14 protein-coding genes are annotated in these 17,684 nt (G+C 73.0%); 8 read left to right on the forward strand and 6 right to left on the reverse strand.

The genetic code is table 11. The features are described 5' to 3' along the window. The first annotated feature begins 54 nt into the window (after positions 1–54). Positions 55–1,170, forward strand: a complete 1,116-nt coding sequence (locus ACQPYE_RS13545) for a Gfo/Idh/MocA family protein (RefSeq protein ID WP_498722904.1) — start codon at positions 55–57, stop codon at positions 1,168–1,170. Next, positions 1,167–2,171 carry a sugar phosphate isomerase/epimerase family protein gene (locus ACQPYE_RS13550; protein ID WP_498721471.1) on the forward strand — a complete coding sequence of 335 codons (1,005 nt, stop codon included), beginning with the start codon at positions 1,167–1,169 and terminating at the stop codon, positions 2,169–2,171. Before ACQPYE_RS13545 ends, ACQPYE_RS13550 begins: the two co-directional genes overlap by 4 nt. A gap of 159 nt (positions 2,172–2,330) precedes the next feature. Here ACQPYE_RS13550 and ACQPYE_RS13555 read toward each other — a convergent pair whose 3' ends face one another. Beyond that, positions 2,331–2,642 (reverse strand): hypothetical protein, encoded by a 312-nt coding sequence (locus ACQPYE_RS13555; protein ID WP_498721472.1) that lies wholly within the window; start codon positions 2,640–2,642, stop codon positions 2,331–2,333. Between the two features lie 328 nt (positions 2,643–2,970). Then, the gene (locus ACQPYE_RS13560; protein WP_498721473.1) at positions 2,971–4,140 is read right to left on the reverse strand and encodes a cytochrome P450; all 1,170 of its coding nucleotides are present in this window, start codon (positions 4,138–4,140) and stop codon (positions 2,971–2,973) included. 62 nt (positions 4,141–4,202) lie between these two features. Here ACQPYE_RS13560 and ACQPYE_RS13565 point away from each other — a divergent pair, with 62 nt between their 5' ends. Next, positions 4,203–5,537: a CoA transferase gene (locus ACQPYE_RS13565; RefSeq protein WP_498721474.1), complete on the forward strand. Its 1,335-nt coding sequence runs from the start codon at positions 4,203–4,205 to the stop codon at positions 5,535–5,537. 214 nt (positions 5,538–5,751) lie between these two features. Beyond that, a complete protein-coding gene (locus ACQPYE_RS13570) occupies positions 5,752–7,389 on the forward strand; it encodes a serine/threonine-protein kinase (protein WP_498721475.1) in 1,638 nt (545 codons plus the stop codon). A gap of 26 nt (positions 7,390–7,415) precedes the next feature. On the opposite strand, the gene ACQPYE_RS13575 is transcribed toward ACQPYE_RS13570, so the two are convergent. Beyond that, positions 7,416–8,357 carry a GNAT family N-acetyltransferase gene (locus tag ACQPYE_RS13575; protein ID WP_498721476.1) on the reverse strand — a complete coding sequence of 314 codons (942 nt, stop codon included), beginning with the start codon at positions 8,355–8,357 and terminating at the stop codon, positions 7,416–7,418. 65 nt (positions 8,358–8,422) lie between these two features. Between ACQPYE_RS13575 and ACQPYE_RS13580 the strand changes: the two genes are divergently transcribed. Beyond that, a complete protein-coding gene (locus ACQPYE_RS13580; protein ID WP_498721477.1) occupies positions 8,423–10,624 on the forward strand; it encodes a M20/M25/M40 family metallo-hydrolase in 2,202 nt (733 codons plus the stop codon). An 83-nt stretch (positions 10,625–10,707) separates the two neighbouring features. Here the strand turns inward: ACQPYE_RS13580 and manD are convergent, their stop codons facing one another. Beyond that, positions 10,708–11,937, reverse strand: coding sequence for a D-mannonate dehydratase ManD (gene manD / locus ACQPYE_RS13585; RefSeq protein WP_498721478.1), 1,230 nt, complete (start codon positions 11,935–11,937; stop codon positions 10,708–10,710). Further along, complete coding sequence (locus tag ACQPYE_RS13590; protein ID WP_498721479.1) at positions 11,934–13,868, reverse strand: cellulase family glycosylhydrolase; 1,935 nt, start codon at positions 13,866–13,868, stop codon at positions 11,934–11,936. The genes manD and ACQPYE_RS13590 overlap by 4 nt, the downstream gene beginning before the upstream one ends. Positions 13,869–13,937: 69 nt before the next feature. On the opposite strand from ACQPYE_RS13590, the gene ACQPYE_RS13595 reads away from it, so the two are divergent. From ACQPYE_RS13595 to ACQPYE_RS13605, 3 genes are all read left to right on the forward strand, one after another. Beyond that, positions 13,938–14,972 (forward strand): LacI family DNA-binding transcriptional regulator, encoded by a 1,035-nt coding sequence (locus tag ACQPYE_RS13595; RefSeq protein WP_498721481.1) that lies wholly within the window; start codon positions 13,938–13,940, stop codon positions 14,970–14,972. A 10-nt stretch (positions 14,973–14,982) separates the two neighbouring features. Next, the gene (locus tag ACQPYE_RS13600; protein WP_498721482.1) at positions 14,983–15,855 is read left to right on the forward strand and encodes an NAD-dependent protein deacetylase; all 873 of its coding nucleotides are present in this window, start codon (positions 14,983–14,985) and stop codon (positions 15,853–15,855) included. A gap of 94 nt (positions 15,856–15,949) precedes the next feature. Then, positions 15,950–16,861: a phenylalanine 4-monooxygenase gene (locus ACQPYE_RS13605; protein WP_498721483.1), complete on the forward strand. Its 912-nt coding sequence runs from the start codon at positions 15,950–15,952 to the stop codon at positions 16,859–16,861. Positions 16,862–16,941: 80 nt separating this feature from the next. Here ACQPYE_RS13605 and ACQPYE_RS13610 read toward each other — a convergent pair whose 3' ends face one another. Beyond that, the gene (locus ACQPYE_RS13610; RefSeq protein WP_498721484.1) at positions 16,942–17,565 is read right to left on the reverse strand and encodes an SAM-dependent methyltransferase; all 624 of its coding nucleotides are present in this window, start codon (positions 17,563–17,565) and stop codon (positions 16,942–16,944) included. Positions 17,566–17,684: the final 119 nt, after the last annotated feature.

Genomic DNA, 17,684 nt, shown 5'->3' on the forward strand with positions numbered 1-17,684 from the left:
GGATCGACACTGCTGCGAAAGGTTGCTGATGTGACGGAAGAGATCGGCGTGGGCATGGTCGGCCACGCGTTCATGGGCGCGGTGCACTCGCACGCCTGGCGCAGCGTCCACCGGTTCTTCGACGTGCCCCTGACGCCCCGCCTGGCCGTCCTCGGCGGCCGTGACCCGGTGCGCACCAAGGACGCGGCGACCAAGTACGGCTGGGCCGCCGTCGAGACCGACTGGCGCGCGCTCGTCGCCCGGGACGACGTCGGCCTCGTCGACATCTGCACCCCCGGCGACACGCACGCCGAGATCGCGCTCGCCGCGCTCGCCGCCGGCAAGCACGTGCTGTGCGAGAAGCCGCTGGCCAACACGGTGGCGGAAGCCGAGGCGATGGCCGCCGCCGCGGAAGAGGCGGCCCGGCGCGGCGTCCGGTCCATGGTCGCGTTCAACTACCGACGCGTGCCCGCCATCGCGCTGGCCCGCAGGCTGGTGGAGGAAGGCCGCATCGGCGACGTCCGGCACGTGCGCGCGGTGTACCTGCAGGACTGGCTGTCCGACCCCTCGTCGCCGATGACGTGGCGGATGCGCAAGGAGAAGGCCGGTTCGGGAGCGCTGGGCGACCTCGGCGCGCACATCGTGGACGCCGCGCAGTACGTCACCGGCGACCTGATCACCGGCGTCAGCGCCACCACGGAGACGTTCGTCCGCTCGCGGCCCGACGGGGACGGGTTCGCCGACGTGACGGTGGACGACGCGGCCGTGTTCCTGGCCCGCTTCTCGTCCGGCGCGCTGGGCACGTTCGAGGCGACCCGGTACGCGTTGGGCCGCAAGAACTCGATGCGGCTGGAGGTCAACGGCACGCGCGGCAGCCTGGCGTTCGACTTCGAGTCGATGAACGAGCTGTCGGTGTTCTCGGCCGAAGACGGCTCGGCAGCCGGGTTCCGGCGGATCCTGGTGACCGAGGCCGATCACCCTTACGTGGGCGCGTGGTGGCCGCCGGGTCACCTGCTCGGCTACGAGCACACGTTCACGCACGAGGCGGCGGACTTCCTGACGGCCATCGGCGGCGGGGTCGACCCGGCACCGAGCTTCACCGACGGCCTGCGGGTGCAGCGGGTGCTGGCGGCGGTGGAGGAGAGCGCCGGGCAGCGGTCGACGTGGACCACGATTGGAGACCACCGATGAGCCGACCGGTCACGTTGTTCACCGGCCAGTGGGCCGACCTGCCGTTCGAGGAGGTGTGCCGGCTCGCGTCCGGGTGGGGTTACGACGGCTTGGAGATCGCCTGTTCCGGTGACCACTTCGAGGTGGACCGGGCGTTGGCGGACGACGACTACGTGCCCGCCAAGCGCGCGGTGCTGGCGCGGTACGGGTTGGAGGTGTTCGCGATCTCCAACCACCTGGTCGGGCAGGCGGTGTGCGACGACCCGATCGACTTCCGGCACCAGGCGATCCTGCCGTCGCGGATCTGGGGTGACGGCTCGCCGGAGGGAGTGCGGCAGCGTGCCGCCGCGGAGATGGCGGACACCGCGCGTGCGGCGGCCCGGTTGGGCGTGGGCACGGTGGTCGGGTTCACCGGTTCGTCGATCTGGAAGTACGTGGCGATGTTCCCGCCGGTGTCGCAGGCGGTGATCGACGAGGGTTACGCGGACTTCGCGCGGCGGTGGAACCCGATCCTGGACGTGTTCGACGAGGTGGGGGTGCGGTTCGCGCACGAGGTGCACCCGTCGGAGATCGCCTACGACTACTGGACGACGCGCAAGGCGTTGGACGCGGTGGGCAACCGGCCCGCGTTCGGCCTGAACTGGGACCCGTCGCACTTCGTGTGGCAGGACCTGGACCCGGTGGGGTTCATCCTGGACTTCGCGGATCGGATCTACCACGTGGACTGCAAGGACACGAAGAAGCGCTTCGACGGCCGCAACGGTCGGTTGGGTTCGCACCTGGCGTGGGCCGACCCGCGCCGTGGTTGGGACTTCGTGTCGACCGGGCATGGCGACGTGCCGTGGGAGGAGTCGTTCCGGGCATTGAACGCGATCGGCTACCGGGGACCGATCTCGGTGGAGTGGGAGGACGCGGGCATGGACCGGTTGCGCGGGGCGGAGGAGGCGGTCGGCTTCATCCGACGGCACCTGTTCGACCCACCCGCCGCGTCCTTCGACGCCGCGTTCAGCACAGGCGAGTGACCACACCGGCGCCCACCTCACCGGTGGGCGCCGGCCCACTCCCACTCCCTACGCCGTGCGGTTGCCGCATGATCGCCAATGCCCCACACTGCCTCCGACAGAACCGGCCAAACCGAACACGATCGGGTGATCATCGCCCAAAAATGTACGGAAACACCGTTACCGCCCCTCGGTTAGAACATGAGGAACCCGCGACCACCCCACACCCTCACCCCACCGCCACCACTCCACCAACAGCCCACCCGCCACCACACCGCCCGTCACCGCATCGCCCGCCACTCCACCGCCCACCGCCAGACCGCCCGTCACCGCATCGCCCGCAAGCCGGCCGACCACCGCCGCCACCCCGGTCGCCGCCATACCGACCATAAGTAGGCCGCCGGTAACCAGGCCGCCCGCCGCCACCCCAGCCACCGCTGCACGCGTGCCCGCCGCCACACCGGCCACCGTTGCGCGCGCCACCACCGCCACCCCGGCTGCTGCTCGTGCTATCCCGGCCCAGCGGCCCCCGAATCCGCCCGAACGCTCGGACCCGCGCCCCAGCCCAGCGGACCCGCCATCCCGCTCGTGTCGACGTGCCGGCCCGGTCCCACTTGCCAGTGGCCCCCGGCTTCGGCCGCGCTCGTTGCCCTGCCCGCGCCCGCATTGACGCCGTGAGCCCCGCGCCCGCCGCCACGCGATCCTCGGTCGCCCGGTTCTGCGGAGATGACCCGGCCGGCCGGCTCCGTGGATCGCCTGCCGCATTCGATCGCGCCCAATCGCGCCCAATCGCGCCCAGCGGGTGCGGGTTGGGTGGTGGTTACCAGGTGATCGGGAGGGAGCGGAGGCCGTAGATCGGGGCGTCGAACTTGAACTCGACTTCCTCGAACGGCACGGCCAGGCGCAGGTCCGGCAGTTCGGTCACCAGTGCCCGCAGCGCCACCCGCATCTCCAAGCGCGCCAACAGCTGCCCGACGCACTGGTGCACCCCGCTGCCGAACGCGAGGTGCGCCCGGGCGTCCCGGTACAGGTCGAGGCGGTCCGGGTCGGGGAACGTGGCGGGGTCGCGGTTCGCGGCGAAGAGGGACGCGATCACGCCCTCGCCCGCCGCGAGCACCGTCCCGCCGACCGCCGCCTCACCCGCCACCGCCCGCACCACCCCGTGGTGCACGGGGCTCAAGAACCGCAGCAGCTCCTCCACCGCGTTCTCGACCAGGTCGGGTGACGCGACCAGCGCCTCCCACCACGCCCGCTCCCGTTGCAGCGCCAGCACGGACAGCGCGATCGAGTTCGCGGTCGTCTCGTGCCCGCCGACGAGCAGCAGCACGGTCATCCCGACGGCCTCCTCGTCGGTCAGCCCCGGCTCCCGCACCAGACGGCTGATCAGGTCGTCGCGCGGGGCGAGGCGGCGCGCGCGGATCAGGTCGGCCAGGTACCCGTGCAGCTCGTCCAGCGCCGCCTGCACCTGCTCCGCCGACAACGACCGGTCCAGGTGGGCGCGGCTGCGGGTCGAGAAGAACTCCTGGTCCGCCACCGGGACGCCCAGCAGCAGGCAGATCACGTCCGACGGCACGGGCAGCGCGAACGCCGTCACCAGGTCCGTGGGCCGCGGCCCGGTGAGCAATGCGGTCAATCGTTCCTGCGTGATGCGCTGCACGTGGATACGCAGCGCTTCCATCCGACGCACGGTGAACTCACCGGTCACCATCCGGCGGTACCGGGTGTGCTCGGGCGGATCGGTGACGAGGAAGCTCCCCGGCGCCGCCTCGCGGTCCACCACCGGCCGCAGCTGCGGGAAGCCGGGCGTGCTCGGGTCCGACGAGAACCGGCCGTGATCCCGCAGCACGGCCCGCACGTCGTCGTACCGCGTCACCAGGTGCGCCTGCTGCCCGTGCCGCAACGACACCGGGCACACCGGCGCCTCCGCCCGCAACGACGCGAACTCCGCCGGCGGGTCGAACCCGGGACGACGCGCGATCGGGTAGTCCATGGTGATCGACCTTATAGCCGCCACCCACCACTGACAGGCCCCGGAAGAAGCACACTGCACCCGTGGACCCGGTGACAGCGCACGCCTGGGCCGCCCTCGGCGGCCGACCCGACCTGACCGTCGACCACGTCCCGGCGGGCGACGTGCTCAGCGCCCGACTGCCCGTCCGGGACCTGGCCCGCGCCACCGTCGCCGTGTGCGCCCTCGCCGCGGCCGAGCTGAAAGCCGCGCGCGACCACACCCCGATCCCGCCGGTGACGGTGCGCGAAGCCGCCGTCGCCACGGCGTTCACCAGCGAACGCCACCTCCTCGTCGACGGCCGCCCCGGCGCCGCCTTCGCGCCGCTGTCCGGGTTCTGGCGCACCGCCGACGGCTGGGTCCGCACCCACGCCAACTACCGCCACCACAAGGAACGCCTGCTCGAAGCCCTGGACGTCACCGACGACCGCACCGCCCTGGCCCACGAGCTGGCCACCCGCCGAGCCGTCGAGGTCCAGGAAACCGTCTACGCCGCGGGTGGCTTGGCCGTCGCGGTCGCCACCGAACCCGACCCCACCCGACGTCCCCTGGTCGAGACCCGCTCCACCGACGCCGCGAAACGCGTCCTCCCGCCGGCCCCGCGCCCCGCCGAAGGCGTCCGCGTCCTCGACCTCACCAGGGTCATCGCCGGCCCGGTCGCCACCCGCACCCTCGCGTTCCTCGGCGCCGACGTCCTCCGCGTCGACCCTCCCCACCTGCCCGAGGAGCCCGACGCCCACGCGGACACCGGCATGGGCAAGCGCTCCACCCTGCTCGACCTCGCCACCCGGCACGGCCGGCGCGCGTTCGACGACCTCCTCGACCACGCCGACGTCGTCGTCACCGGCTACCGGCCGGGCGCGCTCGACCGCCACGGCGCGAGCCCGGGAGCACTGCACGCGAGACGCCCCGACCTGGTGATCGCCCAGCTCACGGCCTGGGGGGACACCGGCGGCTGGGCCGGTCGACGCGGGTTCGACAGCCTGGTCCAGGCCGCCACCGGCATCTCCGCCGCCGAGAGCACCGACGGCCTGGGGAGAACCGACGGCCTGGGGAGCACCGACGGCACGCCCGGCGTGCTGCCCGCCCAAGCCCTGGACCACGGCACCGGCTACCTGCTCGCCGCCGCCGTCCTCCGCGCCCTCACCGAACCGCAGGGCCGGCACGTCAGCCTGTCGCTCGCCGCCACCGCGTCCTGGCTCCTGCACGACATCGAGCCGTCACCCGTCCACGGCGGCGCCTACGACCCCGACCCCTGGCTGGTCGAGACCCCCTCGCCCTACGGCACCCTCCGCCACGCCCGTCCGCCGCTCGCCGATCACGGGACGTGGGACCACCCGCCGACCCTCTGGGGCGCCGATGAACCCCGTTGGCGGTGAGAGCCGTCCGCGCGAGTCCACAAAGGACCGTACCGTCGAACACGCAGGAGCACGTCTCGCCGGCGGTTCGGTGGCGAGCCGCTCACCTGCGTGACCGACCCGCGTGGTGAAGGGACAAACGACCACTGGAAGTGTTACGACTGAAACGCACGTTCGAGTGGTAGCCCGATCGGGTACCCGGTCGCCGGACGTGCGCGCGACGTTGGGAGCACGGGTGGTGGACCGCACTATCGCAGGCCGGTATCGGCTGACCGAGCGAATCGGCACGGGCGGGATGGGGGTGGTGTGGCGGGCCGAGGACCAGCGGCTGCGCCGCATCGTCGCGGTCAAGGAACTGCTGTCCCGCACCGGGTTCGACCAGGAGTCGATCGACCGCGCGATCCGGGAGGGGCGCATCGCGGCCCGCCTGTCGCACCCCAACGTGATCGCGCTGTACGACGTGGTCGAGTACGACGGCCACCCGTGGCTGATCATGGAGTACCTGCCGTCGCGCAGCCTGGCCACCGTGATGACCGAACGCGGCACCCTGCCGGCCGAGGAGGTGGCCCGGCTCGGCGTGCAGCTGGCCGACGGGCTGGCCGCCGCCCACAAGGCGGGCGTCACGCACCGCGACGTGAAGCCGGGCAACGTGCTGGTCACCGAGTTCGGCACGGTCAAGGTCACCGACTTCGGCACCTCGCGCGCGACCGACGAGGCGACCGTCACCGCGTCCGGGATGCTCGTCGGCACGCCCGCCTACCTGGCGCCGGAGGTGGCGCGCGGCGGGAAGGGCGAGCTCCCGGCCGACGTGTTCGCGCTGGGCGCGACGCTCTACGCGGCGCTGGAGGGCACGCCACCGTTCGGGGTGGACGGCAACACCATCGCCCTGCTGCACCGGGTCGCCGACGGCCGGTTCCCGCCGCCGCGCAACGCCGGTCCGCTGACGCCGGTGCTGATGCGCCTGCTCGACAACGACCCGGAGACCCGGCCGAGCATGGCCGAGGCGGCGGACATGCTGCGCGACGTGCGGTTCGACGGCACGGCACCGCCACCTCCGCCACCGTCCCCGACGCCCACCGCGATCCTGGCCTCGCCCCTAGAACCGGTGCCCACGCCCGAGCCGACGCCGGAACCGACGCCCGTCGAGCCCACCCCAGAGCCGGTCAAGCCCGCTCCGGTCAAGCCCGCCCAGCCCCAGCAGCCCGCCCAGCCCCAACCCGCCCAGCCCCAACCCGCTCAGCCCCAACCCCAACCCACGCCACCCCGACCCGCTCCGGCCGCCACGCCGCCGAACGAGGAGAAGCGAGGCGACCGCAAGGCGCTCATCGCTCTCGCCGTCGTGGCCCTGATCGCCATCGTCGTCGTGACGTACCTGGTCAACCGGGGTGAGGACGGCTCACCGTCGGCCGGTTCGGGCACCACCACCGAGACCACCGCCCAGCCGACCTCCGACGCGCCCGCCGAGACCCAGCCGGGCCAGACCAGCGAGGACGACCAGACGACCACGACCACCACCACGGAGCCGAAGCCGGAACCGACGACCGCCGACCCGACCCAGCCGCCCGCCGACATCGCCCCGGACCAGGCGTTGAGCGAGTACTACGGCCTGCTGCCGAACAGCCTGGAGACCGCCTACGGCCGCCTCACCGACGGGTTCAAGGCCGTCAAGTCGCCGAGCTTCGCCGCCTACCAGGGTTTCTGGGGCCAGATGAGCGCGGTGACCGTGAGCAACGTGCAGGCGGTCGGGCCGGAGCAGGTGTCGGCGACCGTGTCGTACACGTTCAAGGACGGCAGGGCCGAGACCGAGCGGAACCTCTACACGCTGGTCAAGGTCAACGGGCAGTGGATGATCGACGGGCAGCAGCCGGGCTAGCGGCTGTCCGCCGCGCCGAGGGCCGGTCACCCCAACCGGCCGCGCCACACGTCGATCACCAGCACCGGCCGCATCCCCGCCGACTCGTAGAGGCCGAGCGCGGGCGTCGGGTTGTTCGAGTCGACGTGCAGGACCGTGCCCGCACGCCCGTCGGACGCGTCCAGGTGGAAGGCGTGCCCCAGCAAGTGCTTCGCCACCCCGCGGCCCCGGGCCTCGGCCGGCACACCCAGGTGGGCGACGTAACCGCGGTTCTCGTCGGCGAACTGGTCGGTGCGCTCCAGGAACCCGGCCGGCCGCCCGTCCAGCTCCGCCAGCCACAGACCCGACCAGTCGAAGGTCGACTTGCGCTCCTGCCGCTCGTGCCACTCCCCGTAGGTCTTCGGCACGAACCCGAAGTGCCCGGCGAACGACGCGTTCCACACCTCGTGCGCGACCCGCCGCAGGTCCTCGTCCACGGCCTGCCGCAGCACCAGACCGGGCACGGGCGCGGGTGGCGGCACGTCGCCGACGTGGTCGATCCGCATCCGGTGGAACGTGGTCGCGACCTCGAACCCCAGCGCGGCCACCCGCGCCCGCAGCGCCACGTCGTCCCGGTAGACGCCGTGGTCGACGGTCACCTGGTCGTGCCCGCCGGCACGCCCGATCCCACGGGCGCGGTCCAGCACCTTGGTGAACAGCCAGTCCACCAGCACCGGGTCCTGGGACACCACCTCGACGTCCACCTCGTCGCTGCCGCTCTTGTCGTTCGCGGTCGCGTACCCGACCGGCGCGCCCGCCCCGTCGAGCACCAACCACGCGTCGCGCTCCAGGTCGAAGCCCGGCCGGGCCAGCTCGTCCCGCATCTCTTCGAGGGTGTAGTCGGCGAACCCGATGACCGCCGTGGTGCAGGCGTGCACCAGGCCGAGGATCAGCTCGGCGTCGTCCGCGCGCGGCGGCCGGACGGTGTGACCGGCGGGAAGGGCGTCCACGGCGGACATGGTGCGCGGCGTTCCGACTCCTGTCGATCGGGTTTCCGCCGGGCTAGGGTCTCCGGATGGTCGAAGGCGCCCGTCGGGTGTTGGTCCTGCTCGTCGTGATCACCGGCGTGGGTGTCCTGGCGGTGCTGGGGTTCCGGCCGCCCTCGCCCGTGGCGGACGCGCCGCCGTCCGAGTTCGCCGCCGGGCGCGCCGAGCGGCACCTGGCAGCCATCGCGCAACGGCCGCACCCGATCGGTTCGGCGGACAACGAGCGCGTCCGGAACTACATCGTCGACACCGCGCGCGGCCTGGGCGCGGACGTCGCGGTGGAGTCCGACGACATCGTCCGGCCGTGGCGCGGCGTCCGGGTGGCCACCACGCACAACGTCGTCGCGCGCGTGCGCGGCACGGAGCCGTCGGTGAGCGGCGGCAAGGCGTTGCTGCTGGTCGCGCACTACGACTCGGTGCCGACCGGTCCGGGCGCGGCCGACGACGGCGCGGCGGTCGCGGCGATGCTGGAGACGTTGCGCGCGTTGACCACCGGCGGGGTGCGCAACGACGTGGTGTTCCTGTTCACCGACGGTGAGGAGGCCGGGGCGCTCGGCGCGGACGCGTACGTGCGGCGCAACGGGGTCGGCGGCGTCGGCGCGGTGCTGAACTGGGAGGCGCGGGGCAGCGGCGGCCCGGTGTGGATGTTCCAGACGGGTGAGGACAACGCGCCGCTCGTGTCGGCGTTCGGCGAGGCGAGCAGCAGGCCGATCGCGAACTCGTTCGCCTACGAGGTCTACCGGCGGATGCCGAACTACAGCGACTTCACCGTGTTCGCCGACGCGGGCGCACGGGGGTTGAACAGCGCGTTCATCGAGCACGTGCGCGATTACCACTCGCCTTACGACGACCTGGCGCGGCTGGACCGGGGGAGCTTGCAGCACCACGGCGAGACGATGGTGGGACTGGTGCGGGCGCTGGGTGACCGCGACCTGCGGTCCGGCGGTGGTGGCGGTGACGCGGTGTACTTCGACCTGTTCTCCCGGGTGCTGGTGCACTACCCGACGTGGCTCGCGGTGGCGCTGGCCGCGGTGACGGTGGTCGCGCTGGCGTTGGCGCTGGTCGCGGGTTCCCGGCGGGGACGGCTGCGGTGGCGGGGCGTGGTCGCGGTGGCCGGGGTCGCGGTCGGCGCGGTGGTCGTGGCGGGTGCGTTGTCGTTCGGGGCGTGGGCGCTGGTGGCGGCGGTGCGGCCGGGGCTGGGGTTCCTGGCGTTGTCGGAGCCGCACGAGCGGGGCTGGTTCGTCGCCGGGTTCTGCGTGCTCGGGCTGGCGGTGCTGCTCGCGGCGGCGCGGGTGGTGCGGCGGTGGTCGTCGGCCGAGGTCGTCGCCGGGGTGCTGGTGGTGACGGCCGTGCTGCTGGTGGCCACCACGGTGGCGGTGCCGGGGGCGGGCTTCCTGTTCCAGTGGACGTTGCTGCTCGGGCTGCCCGCGTTGTGGACGACCCGGCTGGCCTTCCTCCCGCCGCTGGTCGCGGCGGCGATCTTCCCGCCGTTGGTCGGCACGATGATGGTGGCGCTGGGCATGCCGTTGAGCTCGGTGGCCGTGGTGTTCGCGGTGCTGGCCGGTGTGCTGCTCATGCCGTTGCTGACGTCGGGCTCGTGGTGGCCGGCGCTCGGCGTGACGGCGGTCGCCGTGGCGCTGATCGCGGTGGGAACCGCGCGGTTCGGTTTCGCACCGGACGAGCCGCGCCCCGACTCGCTGGTCTACTTGCAGGACACGGACGGCGCGAGCTGGCTCTCCGCCGACCCCTCGCCCGACGAGTGGACCTCGCGGGTGCTGGGGGAGGACCCGGAACGGGTGACGCTGCCGTACCCGGCGCTGGACAAGCCGATGATGCGCGCCGCCGCGCCCGACCTGGGTTTGCCCGCACCCACCGTCGCCCTGATCGCCTCCACCGATGCCGCCGTGCGGACGGTGACGTTCCGCGTCACGCCGAACGCGCGGGCGTGGCGGACCCACGTGACGCTGTCCGACCCCGGCCGGCGGGCCTGCCGCCTCGGCTCCACCGACCTCCCCGGCCCGACCCTGGAGCTGTACGGCCCGTCCGCTCGCGACATCACCTGCGAACTGGACCCCGGCGCACCGCTGGAGGTCGCCGTGGCCGACCAGTGGGCCGGCCTGCCCGCCGAAGCGACGACCCTGATCGGCCCCCGCCCACCGGACACCATGCCGGTCCAGTCCGGCAGCCGCGCCTTCGACGCCGCCGTGGTGCGGGCCGTGTTCCGACTCTGACCCCCTGGCCGCCGTCCATCAGCTCGTGCGGAAGAACCGTCGAGCGGCACCGAGAGGAAGTGCGCGACCTCCGCACGGGTCGCTCACCAGTCGTGCAGGGTCCCGTCCGCCAGGCGGTTCACCGGTAGGTACGCGGGGCGGTAGGGGAAGCGGCCGGCGGCGTCCACGTCCAGCTCCACACCCAGCCCCGGAGCGTCGGACGGGTGCAGCAGGCCGTCCGTGAACGTGGCGGACGTCCGGAACACCTCCAGCGTCTCCGCCGAGTGCCGCATGTACTCCTGGATGCCGAAGTTGTGCACGGCCAGGTCCAGGTGCAGCGCGGCGGCCATGCCGACCGGTGAGATGTCCGTCGGTCCGTGCATCCCGGACTTGACCCCGTACACGGCGGCGAAGTCCAGCACCTTCTTCAACGCGGTCACCCCGCCCGTGTGGGTGACCGCCGAACGGACGTAGTCGATCAACCGCTCGCTCAGCAACGTCGTGTAGTCGTGGATCGAGTTGAACACCTCGCCGATCGCCAGCGGCGTGGTGGTGTGCTGCCGGATCAGCCGCAACGCCGCCTGGTCCTCACCGGGCGTCGCGTCCTCCAACCAGAACAGGTCGTACGGCTCCAACGCCTTCCCCAGCCGGGCCGCCTCGATCGGGGTCATCCGGTGGTGGCCGTCGTGCAGCAACGGCAACTCCGGGCCGAACTCCGACCGCACCGCCTCGAACACCGAGGGCACGTGCCGCAGGTAGGCCCGCGTGTCCCAGCTCTCCTCCACCGGCAACGCCGTCGGCCGCGCCGGCTCGTAGTCGTACCGGTCGCCGCCGCCGGCCGCCGACGCCGCCACCCCGTACACCGTCGCCAGCCCGGGGATCCCGGTCTGCACCCGGATCGCCCGGAACCCCAGCTCCAGGTGCAGCCGGATCGAGTCGAACAGCTCCGGCAGGTCACGCCCCGACGCGTGCCCGTACGCCAGCGCGCCGACCCGGCACGCCCCGCCGAGCAGCTGGTACAGCGGCATCCCCGCCGCACGCGCCTTGATGTCCCACAGGGCCGTGTCGACGGCGGCGATCGCGGCCATCGTCACCGGACCGCGCCGCCAGTACGCGCCCCGGTACAGGTACTGCCACGTGTCCTCGATGGCCGACGCGTCCCGCCCGACCAGCAGCGGCACGACGTGCTCCCGCAGGTACGCCTCCACCGCCAGCTCACGCCCGTTCAGCGTGGCGTCGCCCAGACCGGTGATCCCGTCCTCGGTGGTGATCCTCAGCGTGACGAAGTTCCGTCCCGGACAGGTCACCACGACCTCCACCGCCGCGATCCTCACGATCGAACCTCCGTCACCAGCACGCCGAAAGCACCCAGCTCCACCGCGTCCGACGGCGAGCCGTCCAACGTCACCAACCGCCCGTCGAGCACCGGTCGCACCACGACCGGCGAAGCGTGCTGGCTGACGAACCACGCGAACACCCGCCCGTCGGCGGAGTGCTCCATCAGCCCGGTCAGCACCAGCGGGTCGTCCACCCGCACGGTCGGCGGCACGCCGGCGAAAGCGGCCAGCGCCGCGTAGAGCCGCCACGTCGGCTCCGGGTTCACCCTGGGCGTCATCGCGGCCATGTGCTCCAACGGGTAAGTGCACAGCACCACCCACCCGTCGCCGACCCGGTGCCGCAGCAGCGCGGGCCGCCCGTGCCCGTCCACCGCGAGCACCTCCGCACCGTCCGGCGCCACCGGCAGGAACGCGCGCGACTCGGCCGTGCCGCCGACCCGGAACACCAGCTCCTCGCCCGCGCCGATGCCACCGAAGTCCCGCTGGAACACCATCCGCAGCGAGTCGTCCTCGATCGGGTCGACCAACCCGTACCGCAGCTGCTTCACCACGCCGAACGTCTCGTCCAACCTGGGCCACCACGGTCCGCGCTGCGTCCGGTGCTCGCCGACGAAGTACGACGCGTACACCACCGCGCCCGCCGCGGCGCGCTCCACCAACGTCCGCCACGTCGGCGCGGTGAGCTGCTTGACGGACGGCACGAGGTACAACGCGCAGTCGTCCGGCACGCCGTCCAGCTCACGCACGACACCCACCGGCAGGTCCGCCTCCCGGGCCGCGATGTACGCCTGCCGCGAGTTGTTCACCACGCTCGTCGCGTCCTCGGGCTGCGTGAACGGGTACCGCGCCTCCAGGAACGACGACACCAGCAGTGCGATCGAGGTGTCCGGCCGCCGCAACCGCGCGAAATCCGTGCGCCGCAGCACTTCGGTGAACGCGTGCACCTCCCGCAGCTGCGCCTTCGGCCGTCCCTCGGCGTCCGTCAGCCCGAAGTGCATCTCGAACGGGTGGTGCCGGTAGGGGTCCTGGTCGGCGAGGTCGTCGTAGTCGGTGTTGTTCCACGGTATCCAGCCGGTCGCGCCCGCCAGCAACGTCGTGTGCAGGACCTGCCGGTAGTAGTGGGCGGCGTTCTCCTCCGACGCGTAGTCCGACGTCACGCCGAACTCCTCCAGCACCACGGGCTTGCCGCCGATGTCGAGCAGCTCGCAGACGAACGCCGCGCCGAGGTGCAGCCGCAGCTGGTCGTCGTCCATCCGGTACACGTGCGGCCCGTGGAAGTCGATCAGCGGCGCCAGGTCGCGCACCCGGAAACCGTTGTCCAGCCCGGTGACCTCCACGCCCCACGCGCCGTCGCCGACCGACACCGGCTGCGTCGCGCCCGCCGCGCGGATCTCGCCGATCAACGCCGCCGCCCACGCCGTCACCGCGTCCGCGTCCAGCGTGCCGATGCCCCGCGACCGCCAGTCGGCGTAGATCGGGATCTCGTTGCTCAGCAGCCACCCCGCCACCGCCGGGTGGTCCCGCCACCGGCCGGTGAGCTCGCGGACGTACCAGCGCTGCCGGTCGAGGAACGACTCGTCGGCGAAGACGTCCCGCCCGCCGCGCCACGGCGGGTCCCAGTTCTGACCCGACATGTGCCCGACGACGAAGGTCGGGATCGTCCGCATCCCCAGCGCGCGGTGCCGGTCGAGGAAGTCGTCGTAGCGGGCCAGCAGCTCGCCGTCCAGCGAGTCCTCGGTCGGCATGAAGTCCGGCCAGTGGAAGAAGCTGCGGGTCAGGCCGATCCCGTGCTCGCGCATCACCCGCAGTTCCCCGTCCACCACCGACGGGTCGTAGTCGCGCCACATCAACGGGCCACCGGTCCGCGACCAGTAGTTGACCCCCACCCAGATGTCGGGGCCGGCGAGCTTGGCGGAATTGCGCTGCATGGCAACAGGTATATCGTTTAACCTGACATATGTCGAGGTGGTGGTCTTGAGTGGTGTAACGTTCACCGGGTGGCAAGCCGCAAGCCGACGATCGCCGACGTCGCCGCTCTCGCCGGTGTGTCGGTGGCGGCCGTGTCGAAGGTCGTCAACGGCAAGGCGGGCATCTCCGCGCCCACCCGCGCGCGCGTCCTGACCGCCGCGAGCAAGCTCCGGTGGACGCCGTCCGCCGCCGCCGTGGCCCTGCGCTCGGCGAAGACGCGCGCGATCGGCATGGTCGCCAAGCGCTCGCCGGACCTGCTCAGCGCCGACCCGCACTTCACCCTGCTGATCTCCGGCATCGAGGCCGAGCTGTCCCCGCTCGGGTATGGACTGCTGCTGCACATCGTCGGCGAGGAGCCGAGCGCGGAGGAGGCCGCCTACCGCAGGCTGGCCGACGAACGCCGGGTCGACGGCGTCGTGCTCACCGAGAGCCGGCTCGGCGACACCCGGTTCGAGCTGCTGCGGACCCTCGGCGTGAACACCGTGCTGATCGGCACGCCGTGGCGCGCCGACCCGGTGCCGTCCGTGCAGGCGACCGGGTTGGACAGCGGCGTCCGCGCGGCCGTCGAGCACCTCGTCGGGCACGGGCACCGGCGCGTCGCCTACGTGTCCGGCCCCGAGGACCGGGTCCACACGCTCTACCGGCGACGCGTGTTCGAGGACGCGCTGGCCGCGCACGACCTCGCACCGAGCCACTCGATCGTGTCCGACTTCACCGCCGCCGGCGCGGTCGAGGCCGTCGGCAGGCTCCTCGGAGACCGCCACCGTCCCACCGCCGTGCTGTTCGCCAACGACTCCATGGCCGTGGCCGGGATGAGCGCGGCCCGCCGGCTCGGCGTCGACGTGCCCGGCGAGCTGTCCGTGGTCGGCCACGACGACCTGCCCCTCGGCGAGCTGGTCTACCCCCAGCTCACCACCGTGCGCCAGGACCTGCTCGGCCTGGGCCGCGCGGCGGCTCGCGTGCTGCTCGCGTCCCTCGACGAGGTCGAGGACCCGTCGACCGACGTCCGCCCACCGCAACTGGTGGTCCGCGAGTCCACGGGCCCGGCTCCCGACCGCACGTAAAGTGGAGGCCATGCGCACACGGCCGACGTTGAGCTGGACGCCGACCGGCGCGCCGCTGCCGCGCACCACCAGCCTGGACGAGGTCGTGCGGGTCGTCGCGGACGGGCGGGTGGTGGTGCTCAGCGGTGCGGGGTTGTCCACCGAGTCCGGGATCCCGGACTACCGGGGCGCGGCGGGCAGCCTGCGCAAGCACACCCCGATGACCTACGACGAGTTCGTCGGCAGCGTCGAGGGCAGGCGCCGGTACTGGGCGCGCAGCCACCTCGGCTGGCGGACCATCGCCCGCGCCGCGCCCAACACCGGCCACCACGCCGTGGCCGAGCTGCACGCCCGCGGCCACCTGTCCGGCGTGATCACGCAGAACGTCGACGGCCTGCACCAGGCCGCCGGCACGCCCGACGTGGTCGAGCTGCACGGCGGCCTCGACCGCGTGGTGTGCCTGGACTGCCGGGCGGTCAGCGCCCGGGAGGACCTCGACCGCCGGTTCCGCGCCGCCAACCCCGCGTTCGAGGTCACCGCCACCCGGATCAACCCGGACGGCGACGTGGACCTGGCCGAGCACGAGGTGCGCTCGTTCCGGCTGGTCGGCTGCGCCGGCTGCGAGGACGGCGTGCTGAAGCCGGACGTGGTGTTCTTCGGCGAGAACGTGCCGCGCCCGCGCGTCGAGCGGTGCTACCGCCTGGTGGACGAGGCCGACGCGCTGCTCGTGCTCGGCTCGTCGCTGACCGTCATGTCCGGCCTGCGGTTCGTCCGGCGCGCCGCCACCGCCGGCAAGCCGGTCCTCATCGTCAACAAGGGCGAGACCAGGGGCGACGTCCACGCGACCGTGCGCGTCGACCTGCCCTTGGGCCAGGCCCTGACCGAGTTGCTCGCCCGGCTGTAGCGCTCCGTCCCCCAGCGGACCCCGATGTCACCTGACGGGGTGAGCGATGTCCGTCGGCCGAGTGCCGGCGGACGACCTGGGTACGCCTGGGTGCATGACGAGCGACACCGTCGACGTGCCGGCACGGACGCCGGTGGCCCCGGACGGGACGCTGGGAGCCGCCCCGTCGCACCCCGGCCTGAGCGACCCCGCCTACCTCAGGCGCCGTGACGCGATCGTGGCGCGGGCCGAGGGCCACGAAGTGGGCGAGCCCTCACCGCCGGTCACCTACACCGAGCGGGAGCACGAGACCTGGCGGCAGGCGCACGCCGCGTTGACGGCGGTCCAGGAGGGCACGGTGTGCCGGGCCGTGCTGCGCGCCCGGGACGCCGCGCCCATCCCCGCCGACCACGTGCCGCAGCACGCCGAGGTCGGCGACCGCCTCCACGAGCTGACCGGGTTCCGCTTCACCCTCGCCGGCGGGCTCGTGCCGGACAAGCGGTTCCTGGGCGCCATGGCACGCGGGTACTTCCACGCCGTGCAGTACGTGCGGCACCCGGCGATGCCCCTCTACACGCCCGAGCCCGACGTCCTGCACGACGTGCACGGCCACGGCACGCACCTGTCCTCGCCGTGGTTCGCCGACCTCTACCGGCTGGTCGGCGCGGCGGCCGACCGGGTGTCCGGCGAGGACGCCCTGGCCCTGATCAGCCGCGTGTACTGGTTCACCCTGGAGTACGGCGTCGCGTTCGAGCGGGGGCGGGTCAAGGCGTACGGCGCGGCGCTGCTGTCCTCCTACGGCGAGCTGGGGCGGCTGCACCGCGCCGAGATCAGGCCGTGGGCCGTCGAACGGGTCCTGACCACTCCCTACGCCGCGGCCGGGTACCAGCCGGTGCTGTACGCGATGCCCTCGCTGGACCACCTCGCCGACGCCCTGCACGACTTCCTGGACGACTTCGACGAGGACACGCCGGCCCGACTGGGACTGCCCGCGTCGACGGAGGACGAGCGCGACGCCGTTGCCTGACGTCGTCGCCTGACGCCGTGGCCTGACGCCGTGGCCTGACGTCGTCGCTTGTCCGTCCGCGGTCGCCCGTCCGTGAACGCTCAGCCGCGCTTCAAGCGCAGCACGACGTCCGTGCGCGTGCCGTGCTCGTGCTCCGGACTGATCATCTCCCGCTCGACCGACTCGTCCACCTCCACCACCCACTCGGGGCCGAGGCGCAGCGAGCCCAGCACGTCGGCGTTGGTCGGGAACCGGTAGTCCACCGGCGGGTTGTCCGCCAGCCACGTCGGCCAGCCGGCGTGGCCCACCACCAGCAGCCGCCCGCCGGGCGCCACCGCCTCGGCCGCCCGCGCCAGGATGCCCTCCCGCTCACCCTCCACGGCCACCGACGAGTGCAGGAACTGCGCCGAGACCAGGTCGAACACCCCGGACGGGAACGAGCGCGCCAGGTCGTGCCGCTGCCAGTCGACGCGCGCGGCCAGCCCCAGCCCGGTCGCCCGCGCCGCACCCCTGGCCAGGGCCACGGCGGACACGTCGACGGCGGTCACCCGCCAGCCCTGCTCGGCGAGCCACAAGGCGTCGCCGCCCTCGCCGCAGCCCAGGTCGAGCGCGGTGCCCGGGTCCAGGTGGGCGACCTCGCGCACCAGCAGCTCGTTGGCCTTGCCGGTCCACACCTGGTCGCGGTCGCGGTAGAACGTCTCCCAGTACTCCTCAGTTGCGTCCATGCCCCGATAGTGCGGACACCTGCGGCCAACCGGCAAACAAAGTTGCCGATCCGGCAACTCGCGCGCCGGTGCAACCCGCCGGGGCACGAGTGCGTACTCGTGGTGACCGCAGGACATCG

The sequence above is a fragment of the Actinosynnema sp. CA-299493 genome (assembly GCF_050946825.1).
Taxonomy (GTDB): Bacteria; Actinomycetota; Actinomycetes; order Mycobacteriales; family Pseudonocardiaceae; genus Actinosynnema.